The 12731-nt window shown below is 68.0% G+C and carries 15 protein-coding genes; 9 read left to right on the top strand and 6 right to left on the bottom strand.

Going from position 1 to position 12731, the window contains the following annotated elements; genetic code table 11:
• Positions 1-143: 143 nt before the first annotated feature.
• Complete coding sequence (locus ON34_RS25610) at positions 144-884, top strand: GntR family transcriptional regulator (RefSeq protein ID WP_040784252.1); 741 nt, start codon at positions 144-146, stop codon at positions 882-884.
• Positions 885-945: 61 nt separating this feature from the next.
• Positions 946-1137, top strand: coding sequence for a hypothetical protein (locus ON34_RS25605; protein WP_040783992.1), 192 nt, complete (start codon positions 946-948; stop codon positions 1135-1137).
• Positions 1138-1166: 29 nt separating this feature from the next.
• Here the strand turns inward: ON34_RS25605 and ON34_RS25600 are convergent, their stop codons facing one another.
• Entirely contained in the window at positions 1167-1598 is a 432-nt protein-coding gene (locus tag ON34_RS25600; protein WP_040784249.1) for a tautomerase family protein, read from the bottom strand.
• A gap of 96 nt (positions 1599-1694) precedes the next feature.
• Between ON34_RS25600 and ON34_RS25595 the strand changes: the two genes are divergently transcribed.
• Complete coding sequence (locus ON34_RS25595; RefSeq protein ID WP_040783991.1) at positions 1695-2270, top strand: TetR/AcrR family transcriptional regulator; 576 nt, start codon at positions 1695-1697, stop codon at positions 2268-2270.
• Between the two features lie 162 nt (positions 2271-2432).
• Complete coding sequence (locus tag ON34_RS25590; protein ID WP_157172428.1) at positions 2433-2960, top strand: hypothetical protein; 528 nt, start codon at positions 2433-2435, stop codon at positions 2958-2960.
• A 167-nt stretch (positions 2961-3127) separates the two neighbouring features.
• On the opposite strand, the gene ON34_RS25585 is transcribed toward ON34_RS25590, so the two are convergent.
• From ON34_RS25585 to ON34_RS25570, 4 genes are all read right to left on the bottom strand, one after another.
• Positions 3128-3760: a class I SAM-dependent methyltransferase gene (locus ON34_RS25585; protein ID WP_040783987.1), complete on the bottom strand. Its 633-nt coding sequence runs from the start codon at positions 3758-3760 to the stop codon at positions 3128-3130.
• Positions 3761-3764: 4 nt separating this feature from the next.
• Complete coding sequence (locus tag ON34_RS25580) at positions 3765-5015, bottom strand: saccharopine dehydrogenase family protein (protein WP_040783986.1); 1251 nt, start codon at positions 5013-5015, stop codon at positions 3765-3767.
• Between the two features lie 35 nt (positions 5016-5050).
• Positions 5051-6469 (bottom strand): ABC1 kinase family protein, encoded by a 1419-nt coding sequence (locus ON34_RS25575; RefSeq protein ID WP_040783985.1) that lies wholly within the window; start codon positions 6467-6469, stop codon positions 5051-5053.
• 219 nt (positions 6470-6688) lie between these two features.
• Complete coding sequence (locus tag ON34_RS25570; RefSeq protein WP_083889790.1) at positions 6689-7357, bottom strand: TetR/AcrR family transcriptional regulator; 669 nt, start codon at positions 7355-7357, stop codon at positions 6689-6691.
• Positions 7358-7725: 368 nt separating this feature from the next.
• Here ON34_RS25570 and ON34_RS25565 point away from each other — a divergent pair, with 368 nt between their 5' ends.
• From ON34_RS25565 to ON34_RS25545, 5 genes are all read left to right on the top strand, one after another.
• Positions 7726-8943 carry a DUF445 domain-containing protein gene (locus ON34_RS25565; protein ID WP_245548197.1) on the top strand — a complete coding sequence of 406 codons (1218 nt, stop codon included), beginning with the start codon at positions 7726-7728 and terminating at the stop codon, positions 8941-8943.
• A gap of 105 nt (positions 8944-9048) precedes the next feature.
• A complete protein-coding gene (locus tag ON34_RS25560) occupies positions 9049-9555 on the top strand; it encodes a helix-turn-helix domain-containing protein (RefSeq protein ID WP_040783982.1) in 507 nt (168 codons plus the stop codon).
• Positions 9552-10214 (top strand): hypothetical protein, encoded by a 663-nt coding sequence (locus ON34_RS25555; RefSeq protein WP_040783980.1) that lies wholly within the window; start codon positions 9552-9554, stop codon positions 10212-10214. The genes ON34_RS25560 and ON34_RS25555 overlap by 4 nt, the downstream gene beginning before the upstream one ends.
• Before the next feature lie 79 nt (positions 10215-10293).
• Positions 10294-10584, top strand: coding sequence for a DUF2516 family protein (locus tag ON34_RS25550; protein WP_040783979.1), 291 nt, complete (start codon positions 10294-10296; stop codon positions 10582-10584).
• Positions 10585-10677: 93 nt separating this feature from the next.
• On the top strand, positions 10678-11721 hold the full coding sequence (locus tag ON34_RS25545) for an alpha/beta fold hydrolase (RefSeq protein WP_040783977.1): 1044 nt from the start codon (positions 10678-10680) through the stop codon (positions 11719-11721).
• A 21-nt stretch (positions 11722-11742) separates the two neighbouring features.
• Here ON34_RS25545 and purU read toward each other — a convergent pair whose 3' ends face one another.
• Entirely contained in the window at positions 11743-12633 is an 891-nt protein-coding gene (gene purU, locus ON34_RS25540; protein WP_040784244.1) for a formyltetrahydrofolate deformylase, read from the bottom strand.
• Positions 12634-12731 lie beyond the last annotated feature (98 nt).

Below are 12731 nucleotides of genomic sequence, written 5' to 3'. Positions count from 1 at the left end.
CGGTCCTATCCGTACCGCGCTGTACTGGATTCGCACTCTACCGCCCGTTATCGCGGCTCGGAGCGCCCCGGTGCGCGCTCCCGGGCATCGGACCGGACCGTTGTTAGACTGAACAGCGGTCCGCGGGGCAGGGGAGGCGAATGATGGCCGAAATCGACGACGGACTCCCGAAATACCTGCGGATCTCGACGTATCTGCGCACGCTCATCGAGCGCGGCGAATTGGCTCCCGGCGCCGAGGTGCCCTCCGAGCGGGAACTCGCCGCCCAATGGAAGGTGGCCAGGCCCACCGCCGCGAAGGCGCTGAACACGTTGCGGCAGCAGGGAATCGTCCGGTCCCGCCGCGGATCGGGCACGTACGTGACCGATCGGATCGCCCTGATGCGGGAGAACGCGCCGCGATACGGAACGCCGTCCGACGCCGACTCGGTGACGGTGCTCGAAGCAGCCGTGGTCACGGCGCCGCAGGAGGTCGCGGCGGAGCTCGGCCCATCCTGGGCACGTGCTGTTCTTCGAAAAGAGCTGAGCCTCGGAACCGATGGATCGGTCGCGCTGATCGGCTCCTGGTACCCAGAGGAATTCGCTGAAACCGCCCCTCGATTGCTTACTCGCGAACGGCTGCCCGGCGGGGCCCTGCGCTACCTGGAATCCGCCATTGGACGCGATACCGCGGTTGTGCGCGAGCGCATCGGCGCCCGCCTGGCCACTGCCGACGAGCGCCGTCATCTGGCGCTGCCGTCCCCGGCCGCGGTGCTGGTCGTCCACCGCACCTGTCTCGACGCCGACGGCCGGGCACTCGAGTTCCGCGCGGCCGTCCACCCGCCGGGCCGGTGGGTCCTCCAGCGGGAGTATTCCACCAGCTCAGCGGCCGATTTCCGCCGTTGACACCCCTCGACCGGAACTGGCATAGTCCAGTTATCGGAAGCGTCGAAGGGTGGGAGTTGCGATGTCCGATCAGTTGACCATCGGCGGCTGGGTGATCGTGGGGGAGCACTGCTCGGTCCGGCTGGCCCCGCTCCACCGCGACAACTACCTCGCCTTCGTCTTCGAGAGCAGCGGAACGGAATTCGAACTGGCGCTCGCCCCCGCAATCCTCCACCGCATGGTGGATCTAAGTACCGCGCCACCCGCAGCCTGACGCCAAAGGTGTTGGCGCACTGATGCGATTCACACGTTCGCGCGCTGCCCCTTGGCCAAGGCGGCCAGCTCGGCGAAGCGGACCACGTTCCCGGCAGCGCCCCAGGTGCCTTCGGGCTGTTCGTGGATGAGCACCCATACCCGCAATCCTTCGGTGGCCGCCAACCCGGCCGCGCCAAGGACGTCCGCGGTCACCTCCTTGATCAGGCCCTCCTGGCGGCGATCGGACAACGCACCCTCGGGCACGGTGACGTCGACGCGGAACCGCGGCAGATCGTCCTCGGCGCTGCCGAAAGCGCCTTCGGGCACCTCATCGATCCGGCACCAGGCCAGCGCGCGGAAGAAGGCGGTGTCGGGCGCTCCTTCCCACTTCAGCAGGGTGGTCGCGAGCGTATTCCGCAGCGCGGCGCGGTCCTCGGGAGCGAGGACTCCGATCGGGAGGGTCAGCTGAATCATCGGCATATCGAGCTCCATTCGCGAGAGATCCCGGCTTATAACAGACGTTATAACTCCTGCACGGTACGCTATGACAGTCGTTATGGGCAAGGGAGGAGAGGGATGGCCGAGATGCCGCAGGCGCGGGAACGGATGGTGGCCGGCGCGGCCGACATGATCCGCCGCCGCGGCTTGAACGCGACGAGCGTGCGTGAACTGGCCAAGCACGCCCAGGCGCCGCTGGGCTCCACCTACCACTACTTCCCGGGCGGCAAATCCGAGCTGGCCGCGGAGGCCGTACGGTTCGCCGAGACGTTCGCCGTCAGCAAGCTCGCCGATGGGCTTGCGGCCGGGCCGGTCGCCGCTCTCCGGTCGTTCGCGGACATGTGGCGAAAAGTGCTGATCGACAGCGATTTCCAAGCCGGATGCCCGGTGCTTGCGGTCGCCATCGAGGATCCCGTCGACGACGACCGGCCGCAGCGAGCCGCCGCAGCCGCGTTCGAGAACTGGACCGCGCTGCTGGCGCGATCACTGCGCGACCACGGCGCCACCGACGTCGACGCCGAGCAGACCGGCACGCTGATCGTGGCCGCGCTGGAGGGCACCGTGGCGATGTGCCGGGTGGAACGCAGCACCCGCGCCATCGACCAGACCGTGGACAAGCTCGAGTTCCTGATCCGAGCCGTCACCACGGAATGATCACCGTGCCAGCGCGCGAGACACGGGGTTCCGGGGAGGACGGTGTTGTCGAGACAGCAGCGGTGTCGGACAGGGGACGCTAAGTCGATGTTAAGCCGATTGCAAGTCCGCGCCGCAATCATTGCCGACAGCTAGGTACAGCTCGGACAGGAGTGACACATCGTGAATCAACGAGCGAGCACGGCTATCGGGATTGCCGCGGTGGGAATCGTGGCCGCGGGGTTACTGGCGCCGCGGGCCGCCGCCGATCCGAATCCGCAGCGGCATACGCTCGCGCCCGGTGTCTGGTGCGTGGGGACCACTTGCCGCAACGACACCGATCAGACCCATCGTATCGACTGGGATGCGATCTGCTGGAATCTCGGAGCGGCGGCGGAGTGGGTCACGGTGCCGGGGCAGCATACCTGGGTGGGACCGCACAACTGGGCGGGCCTGAATACGGAATGTCCAACCGAGCAGGAACCGGGCAAATGGGTGCAGGACCCTCCCCGCTACCTGGGTTATTACAACGATGGCCTGAGCTACTTCGAATACCCACCGCCGCGCTGGGAAGAGGGCGACACCCACAAGGGTGTAGTCCGGGATGCACGGTACACCGGTGCGGTTCCGGATAACTCGCAGCCTCCCGCCCCCTCACCGACCCAATCTCTCCTGTCTCTCCTGGGTCTCCCCACCGGGTCGGCCGGCTGAACGATCCCCTCGGCAATCCGCAGACTTCCTCTCCTATGCCGCGTTGATCGCGGCGAGGAATAAGCCGATGGGCCGCCTACCGAACCCCTACACCGGGCAGCGAACCCCGAAAGCCGCTGCGAGACTTTCGGGGTGGTACAGGATCGCCGGGGTGTTGCGGTGGCCGACTACGCGGGCTTGGTCGCGCTGACGTACTGCAGCATGCGATGGATGCGCTGGTCGATCTCCAAGAGGCCGTTGTCGGCGAAGAGGGTGGGGAAGGTCTCGGTGTCGAAGACGCGCAGACCGCTCCAACTGCCGACCACCCGGCTCAAATCGCCGATCGGATTGTCCGCACGGTGGCTGGTGGTGATGGCGATCCGGCCGCCGGGCGCGAGGACCCGGATCATCTCGCGGGTAGCGGTGAGCGGGTCCGGAATGAGGTAGAGCGCGCCGAAACAGCAGACGGCGTCGAATGTCTCGTCGGCGAACGGGAGCCTGCGCGCGTCACCGCGCAGATAGCCCACGCGGGGTCCGGCGTTGTCGACGATGGCGCGCGCCAGCATCGGCGCGGAATAGTCCACGCCGACCGCGTAGCCGTCACCGGACAGCGCTTCGCTCAGGTACTTGGTGAAATTACCCGGCCCACAGGCGATGTCGAGTACCTTCTGCGCGCCGCGCAGGCGCAGAGTGGCGACCGCGTCCCGCCGGTCGACCGCGGTGGTGCGGCCGCTGGCGAGATAGAACACCGTCGGCCGCCAGGCCCGTTCGTATACCGCGGCCAGGGCCGGGGCGTTCATGGTCTTGCGAGCGAGATTCATTGCCTCAGGCGCGGTCCACTGTGATGGTCATGCCCGCCGCGCGCAGCCGATCGGTGAGTGCGTCGCCCATCGCGGCGGCGGGCGTCAGCATGCCCGCGAGGTCGGGTTGCTTGTCGGTGTCGAACGCCAGGCACAGGCCGCTCTCGCCGAGCAGCACCGCGGTGGCCTGATATCCGGGATCGCCGGTGCCGGAGAAGGTCGCCACGTATTTCGTGCCGGACGTGGTGCGCGCGAACGTCTTCATGGTGAACCAGCCGCTGGTCCGCGCTTCTTCGCTCGGTCCGGTCCCCGGCTTGGGCAGCACCCGGTCGAGCACCTTGCGGCCCGCGGACGACCGCGACAGCAGCGCGCCCACAGTCATACCGGCCACGATGCCGCCCGCCATACCCGCGGCGATGAGCGGCGCCGCCGGTGACTTGCCCGCATTCATGACCTCGCGGTAGCGGAAATTCTTGCCGTACACCCAGCCGAGCAGACCGTTGGTGCGGCGGACGATCTTCGTGTTGTGCGCGGCCATGACGAACGTGCTCACCCAGCCGTCCAGGCTCGGGTCGATCGCGCTCGCCCGCGACAGCGCCTGATCGGATTGGCGGCCGACATCGGGATCCCGCGACTTGTCCGGGCTCAGCGAATACGGGTGGGACAGCACCTTGCCCTTGGCCGGATCGGCGGCGATCGCCTCCATCATGGCGCGACCGGAATCGATGGTGCCGCCGCTGACGCCGCCCTCGAGCCAGGCGACGGTCGTGGTGTCGACCAGCTCGCCGGTGTTGTCCTCGACCGAGCGGCGGTAGAGCTGGTAGACGTTGAGGTCGGACGGAATCGAATCGTAGCCGCAGGAATTCACGATCTTCGCGCCGGTCGCGGCGGCCTGGTCCTGGTAGGTGTCGATGGCCTCGCGGATGAACAGCGGCTCACCGGTGAGGTCGGCGTAGTGGGTTCCGGCCTTGGCGCACGCCGCCACCAGCGGCATCCCGTAGCGCAGGTACGGACCGACGGTGGTGACCACCACCTTGGTTCGCGCGGCCAGCTCGTCCAGCGCGTTCTGGTCGGTCGAGTCGGCGACCACCAGGCCCCAGTCGGCGGCCTTCGGCCCGAGTCCCTCGCGCACGGCGGTCAGCTTGTCCAGCGACCGCCCGGCCAGCGCGACGCGCGCGGATTCCGGTGCGGCGCCGGCGAGGTATTCCGCGGTCAGCTTGCCGACGAAGCCTGTCGCGCCGAAGAGGACTAGGTCGAATTCCCGTGTGTCTGGCATGGTTTTCCGTTCTGGATCGGGTCGCCGCTCGGCGGCTACTTCGTGGTCTTCTTCCGCGCGCGCGGCCGCTTCGGCGCGGCAGGCGGATGGTCGGCGAGCCAGACGTGGTGTGCGCGGCCGAGCTCGGTGACCGGTGGTTCGTCGTACAGCCATTCCCGGGCGATCCGATGCCAGTTCGCGGTGCAGCCGAGCTGACCGAGCATGCCGAAGGTCAGGAAGTCGGCGCGGCGCGAGAACAGGTGCTCCGGAGGCAGATTCTGCTGCTTCATCCCGGTGAACTCGCTGGCCCTCGGGTCGACGGCGAGCAAGAAAGCGCCGCTGGCCAGCTCGGGGGTGATGGTCAACTCCTCGTCGACCAGGCACCATTCCGAGGCCGCCAGCACGTATTCCAGGCACTCTTCGGCGCCGATCTCCTGCGGCGAATCGATCACGCCGCGCTGGATCATCAACTGCCGCAGGTCTTCGGCGCGTTCCTCGGTGGCGGCGCGCAGGCAGATCAGCTCGAACCGCACATGGTCGGGATCCATCCGGTTGAACAACCCGAAATCCAGGAAGCCGACCCGCCCGTCCTCGGCCAGCAGCACGTTGCCCGGGTGCGGGTCGCCGCAGAACTCGTTGAAGGTGAACAGCGAACCGACATAGAAGCGGTAGATGATCTCGCCGATCCGGTTGCGTTCGGCCTCGGGCAGTTGCCGGATCTCCTCGAAGCCCTTGCCCTCCACATACTCGGTGACCAGCACCCGAGTGGTGCTGAACTCCGGCAGCGATCGCGGCACGATGATGAACGGATGCTCGGTGTAGAGCTCGGCGATCTGCAACTGGGTCGCGGCCTCGGCACGGTAGTCGAGTTCGGCCTCCATGTTCAGCCGCAGCTCGTCCAGCACCGCGGGCGTCACCCACGGCATCGCGGATTGCAGCACGCGCCGGAACATCGCGAGGTTCTTCAGGTCCGCGCGCACCGCGATGTCGATGCCCGGATACTGCACCTTCACCGCGACCTGGCGGCCGTCGTGCAGGCGCGCCCGGTACACCTGGCCGATCGAGGCCGCGGCCACCGGCTCGGCGTCGAACTCGGCGAACACCGCGTCGAGCGGTGTGCCGAAATCCTCTTCGATCACCGCGCGCATGGCCGCGAAGGAGACCGTCGGCGCCGCGTTCCGCAGCACGGCCAGGCGTTTCTGGAATCGTTCCCGGTGGTCCTCGGGCACCAGATCCAGGTCGAGCACCGACATCATCTGCCCGAGCTTCATCGCGACGCCCTTCATGGTGCCCAGCACCATGACCACCTGCTCGGTGGTGCGAATCATGGATTCCTCGGCCATTTTCGCCCGAACCGCCTCGGACCTGCCCCGCATGGTCAGGCGCGTCCGCTGGGTGCGAAGCACCGAACTCGCCGCCACCGCGCCCAGCTTGGTGCCACGAGCAAGCCGAGAGGTCGGTACTTGCTTCGCCATCGAGGTACCTCCGTTGGTGCCGCGGTCGGTGCGACGGACGCGCGGGCGGTAACTCGCGTGACCATGGCCCGCGCGGACCGCCGTCGAGTACGGCGCTTGCGGTGACGCAGCGCACTCGGCGCACCGCTCGGCTTCAGACTAGCCAACGTTTCGGCAAAGTCGAGAGGGCTGATGAACTTTTGCTAGCGGTCCAGCTAGCACCTGGGCGATCGGCCCCGATCAGTCCGCCGCGGGCGTCTCGGGCGTGGGCAGCACGTGCGGCTGGGCGTTGAACACCGCGGGCGAGCCACCGGCGCGGGCCATGCCCTCGATGGCGCTCCAGGCCAGCATGGTCAGGTAATCGATGACGTCCTCACGGGACAGCGACTTGTTCGTCGACCACCAGTGCGTCGCCAGCTGGATGCCGCCGACCAGCACATACGACGCCAGCGCCGCGCCTTCGGTGCGGACGCCGCGCTCCACGGCGCGCTCGGTGATGACGGTGCACACCACCTCGGCGAAGAGCTTCTCGAACTCCGCCAGCGAGGACTGGTCGGCCGCGCCGTTGCCCATGATGAAGCGATAGACCTCCGGGTCCTCGTCGACGGTGCCGACGTACTCGGCCAGCGCCGAGCGGACCAGCTGGTATTCATCGGCGTCCAGGCTGATCGCGCCGTACACCCGGGGCATCAGGGTGGTCTCGATGTACCGCTGCATGGTCGCGTGGACCAGATCGTTCTTGTCGGAGAAGTAGCGGTACAGCACGGTCTTGGAAACGCCGATCTCGGCGGCGATCTCGTCCATGCCCGCGTTGCTGCCGCGCGCGCGGACGGCGGCGAGGGTGCCGTCGACCAGCTCCTCGCGGCGATCGATCTTGTGTTGCCGCCACCGGCGCTTGCGGCCGTCCATCCGGCCGCCGCGCACCGCCGTCGGCCGCTCGCCGATGTCGACAAGGTCTTCGGTGGACAGCGTGGGCTCCCTCGTTCGTAATTGCTCCGGTAGCTACCAGCTTAGGTCCCGGATACCCGTGATATGCGCGTTTGAGCCCGGATGCGGTGGGAACCACAGCGTCGGGCGTGCCTGGCGTGTCGAGATCCACTCGCCGGCGCGCCCGGATCCCGCGGCACAGCAGAATGGGAGGCATGCAGAAAGCTCCCGGCAACACCGCGGTGCTGAACGACCGGGGCGAGCGCGCCGGAGGCACCGCGCCTGCCGCCACGCCCCTCGGCTTCGCCGCCGTGCTCGACGAGGCGGCCAAGCGCCGCGACCTGTGGCGGATGAAGGCACTTGCCACCGGCATGCTGGCGCTGGCCACCGCGATCTATTTGTTCTGCCGCTGGACCGAATCGCGCGGTGCGGGTGGCGACTGGGTCGGCTACCTGCGTGCGGCTTCGGAGGCGGGCATGGTCGGCGCGCTGGCGGACTGGTTCGCGGTGACCGCGCTGTTCCGGCACCCGCTCGGCCTGCCCATTCCGCACACCGCCATCATCCGGCGCAAGAAGGACCAGCTCGGCGCCAGTCTCGGCACCTTCGTCGGAACGAATTTCCTCGCACCCGAAGTGGTCTCCGCGAAGCTGAACTCCGCGCGGATCTCCTGGCGGGTGGGGCGCTGGATGGCCGATCCAGGACACGCCGCCCGGGTGGCCCAGGAGAGCTCGACGATTCTGCGCGCCGTCGTCGGGGTCCTGCGTGACGAGGACGTGCAGCAGGTGATCGACAACACCATCGTCAAGCGGATCGCCGAGCCGCTGTGGGGTCCGCCGATCGGGCGGGTGCTCGCGGAACTGCTCGCCGACAACCGGCAGCAGGCGCTGCTGGACCTGCTCGCCGAACGCGCGCACCAGTGGGCGCTCGGCTCGCAGGAGACGATCGACCGCATCGTGCTGCGGGACGCGCCGCAGTGGGCGCCGAAATTCGTCAACATCCTGCTTTCCGAGCGGATCTACCGGGAACTGGTCGAGTTCACCTGGAAAATCCGTTCCAACCCCGAGCACGAGGTCCGGCTGGCGGCCAACCGTTTCCTGGAGGAATTCGCCGAAGACCTGCAATACGACGACGCCATGATCAAGAAGGCGGAACGCGTCAAGGCGCAGATCATGGGCCGGGAGGAGATCACCGGCATGGCCGAGGCCACCTGGCGGGCGGCCAAGCGGCTCATCCTGGAGTCGGCCGACGACCCGAACAGCACACTGCGGCGCAAGGTCGCCGAAAACGTCCAGCAGCTCGGTGAGCGCTTGCGCGACGAGCCCGAAATGCGTGCGAAGGTGGACGGCTGGATCGACCGTGGCGCCCGCTACCTGGTGGGCAACTACGCGGACGAGATCAGCACCCTGGTCACCGACACGGTTGCCAGGTGGGACGCCGACGAGGCGAGCAAGAAGATCGAATTGCAGGTCGGCCGGGATCTGCAGTTCATCCGCATCAACGGCACCGTCGTCGGTTCGCTTGCCGGACTGGCGATCTACACGATCTCCCATCTGATGTTCGGCGGCTGATCCGGCGGTGCGCGGAACGTTTGCCGAGACTCTGCTAGCACGCTGCTTGCAATAGCTAGCACCCTGATTTAGAATCGAACCCGTACAACCGCCAGAAGGTGAGTGATGGCAGACCAGCCCGAGGTTTCCGCCGAGTACACCGACAGATCGGACGAGCACTCGTCCGGTGTCGGCGAACGAGGGGGTCGCGTCGCCAGCGCGGCGCACGACATCGGAGGCTTCATCAGGGCGCAGCGAGAAGCCGCGCAAGTCTCGCTGCGCCAGCTCGCCCAGCTGGCGGGGGTGAGCAATCCGTATCTCAGTCAGATCGAGCGCGGACTGCGCAACCCGTCCGCCGAAGTGCTCACGCAGATCGCCAAGGCGCTGCGGGTCTCCTCGGAGGTCTTGTACGTACGGGCTGGCTATCTCGAGCAGCGGCCGCACAGTCCGGTCCGGGATGCCCTGCTTGCCGACACGTCGATCAGTGAGCGGCAAAAGCAGGTGCTGCTGGACATCTATGAATCGTTTCGCCGGGAAAACGGAGGAAACGACGTAGGGGGGGACGTTTGGGACAGCGACGTTCCGCGCACGACAACCGACACTCCGCCACGCCAGGAGAACGAAACACCATGACCGAGAAGAACGCCACCGTGACCAAGCCCCTACTCGCCACCGTCGGCGCGGGTGACGCCCTGTACGCCGCCGTCAACGACGTCGTCGCGCAGGTGCGGGAGCGTGCGGCCGCCGCCGACGTTCAGACCCGGGTCGAGGAGGCCCGCGAGCGCTTCGCCAACGTGCCCGCCGACGTGCAGGCCCAGTTCGAGTCGCTGCGCGAGCGGCTGTCGGGGCTGCCTTCCGAGCTGCCGGACGACCTCGCCGAGCTGCGCGAGAAGTTCACCGCCGAGGAGCTGCGCGTGCGGGCCGAGAAGTACTACCGCCAGCTGCTGGACGCCTACGCCGATCTCGCGGTCCGCGGTGAGGAGACCATCGAGCGGCTGCGCGCCAACGAACGCGTCGAGGAGCGGATCGGCAAGGTCGAAAGCCTCTACGGCGACGCGGTCAGCCGCGCCGAGGACGTGCTCGATCGGGTCAACGGCCTGCTCGGCCGCCCGGCCAAGGCCGAGGACGCCGCCGAGGCGGATCCGGTCGTCGAGGCCGAGGTCGTCGACGTGACCACCGAGGAGACCCCGGCTCCCGTCACGAACGGTGCGCCGAAGAAAGCTCCGGCCAAGAAGGCCACCACCGCCGCGAAGAAGGCTCCGGCCAAGAAGGCCGCGCCGAAGAAGGCCTGAACGCCGCGCGGATAACCGTTCGACGCCCTCGTGCACCCCTGGTGTACGGGGGCGTTGCTCTTATCATGGTGGGGTGAATATGGTGCACGGATTGACCGGGATGATCCTGCTGGTGCTGTGGCTGGCGGCGCTCGGTGCGACGATTTTCGCGCTGATCCACGCCGTGCGTCAGCGTCCGGACGCGTTCACCGCGGTGGACAAACTGACCAAGCCGATCTGGCTGGCGATTCTCGGGGTGGCCGTGCTCGTGCTTCTCCTCTCGCCTGCGGGGCTCGGCCTGCTTTCGTTCGCGGCGATCATCGCGACCGGCGTCTATCTCGCCGATGTGCGGCCCAAGGTGGACGAGGTTCAGCGGGGTCCGCGCTGGTGAGACGGTAGTTCGGCGGACTGGTACGGGTGCTTGCACTAGCAAGCGGCGCGAATCGGGGTTACTGTATCTATCAGTAACACAAAGGAGTGTCCGATGCGTGCAATGCTGCCGACCGCGTTGACGAGCTTCCGGGCCCTGGTCCGGGGCCTGCGCGACGCGCACAGCGCCGAGCTGCGTTCCCGTACCTACCAGACCGCTGCGTTCAATCCGCCGACGATCGCCCCCGAGGTGATCCCCGTGCGCGCCAGGGACGGCGCGCAGCTGCGGGTGCACGCCTACGGCCCGTCCGATCGGCCGGTCATCGTGCTGATCCACGGCTGGACCTGCTGCCTGGAGTACTGGAACCCGCAGATCAACGCCTTCGTCGGCGAGTACCGCGTGATCGCCTACGACCAGCGCGGCCACGGCGAGAGCGAATACGGGTCGAGCAAGCTGGACATGGAGCTGCTGGCCGACGATCTGGCAGCGGTGCTCGACGCCGCGCTCGCGCCGGGACAGCGGGCCGTGCTGGTCGGCCACAGCCTAGGCGGCATGACCATGCAGGCGTGGGCCGGACGCTACCCCGAGCGGGTCGAGAAGCAGGCGCTGGCGGCGCTGCTGGTCAATACCGCGGCCGACCGGCTGATCCTGGAGACCACCCTCGTGCCGCTGCTGAACCGGCCGCTGCGGCTGCTGCAACTGAAGGTGCCGCTGCCGTTCCTGTTCGGCAGGCTCGGACTCGGGACTCCGCTCGTCTTCCCGCCCATCGCGCCGGTGCGCTGGCTGTTCGCACGGCAGATCCTCACCACCGCGGCGAAAGGCGACATGCTCGCGTTCAGCATGGCCATCGTCCGTTCGTGTCCGGCGTGGGTGCGCTCCAGGTTCGGTGTGCTGCTCGCCACGATGGATGTCGGGGAGTCGGCGCGCAATCTCGTGGTGCCCACCACGGTCCTCGCGGGCCAATTCGACGACATGACCCCGCCGGTCCACTCCGAACGGATCGTCGAGATGCTCCGGCGGACCGGCAATCTGATGCGCTACGGCGTGCTGCCCACCGGGCATCTCGGCAACGTCGAGGCCTACGAGCGGTTCAACGAGGAACTCGCGCGCCTGCTCGCCGCGGTGCGCCCGCGCCGCCGCGCCGACCTCGTGGGCTGACTCCCGGGCCTGTTCCGGCGGTCAGGAGAACACGACCGTGCGGCGGCCGTGCACCAGGACTCGTCCTTCCAGATGCCAGCGCAGGCCGCGCGCCAGGACCACCCGCTCGATGTCACGGCCCTGGCGGACCATGTCGCGCACCTCGTCGGCGTGGTCGATGCGGATGACGTCCTGCTCGATGATCGGGCCCGCGTCCAGTTCCGCGGTCACGTAATGGCAGGTGGCCCCGATCAGCTTCACGCCGCGGGCGAAGGCCTGATGGTAGGGGCGCGCGCCGACGAACGAGGGCAAGAAGCTGTGGTGGATGTTGATCGCCTTGCCCGCCCAGTGCTCGCACAGTTCCGGGGGCAGCACCTGCATGAACCGGGCGAGCACCACCGCGTGCGGGTCGTGCGCGTCCACCAGGGCGCGGACCTCTTCGAACGCGGGACCGCGCTCGGCCGGGTCCTTCGGGAACGGCACGTGATGGAATTTCACACCGTGCGCCTCGGTCATCGCCGCCAGATCCGGATGGTTGCCGATCACCGCCTCGATGGTGGCGGGCAGCTCGCCGCTGGCGGCGCGTCCGAGCAGGTCGTGCAGGCAGTGTCCGTCCTTGCTGACCAGCAGGACCGCGCGGCGGCGCTCGCGGGAATCCAGCAGTTGCCATTCGGTTTCCGGACCCAGGTCGGCCGCCACCCCGGCGAACCGGTCCCGCAGTTCCTCGATCGAGAACGGCACCGTCGCGGCCTTGATCGCCTGACGCGTGAAGAACCACCCGGTGTCGAGGTCGGAATGATAGCCCGCCTCCACGATCGAGCCGCCGAACTCGGCGATGAACGACGTGATCCCCGCGATGATGCCGGGGCGATCCAGGCACCCCAGCGTCAATACATAGCGGCGGTCGTCCGTAACGGGTGGAGCGGAACTCATGCCCCCATCCTCCCAGGTGCGCTGCGGGGGATTTGCCGCGGCGTCGGAAATGCGCCGCACCGTTCCAGGCTGCGGGAGTGCCGGTCATCGACCCGTGG

This window comes from Nocardia pneumoniae NBRC 100136, from assembly GCF_000308755.1.
Lineage (GTDB): Bacteria > Actinomycetota > Actinomycetes > Mycobacteriales > Mycobacteriaceae > Nocardia > Nocardia pneumoniae.
This window is presented reverse-complemented; position numbering and strand designations above follow the sequence as displayed.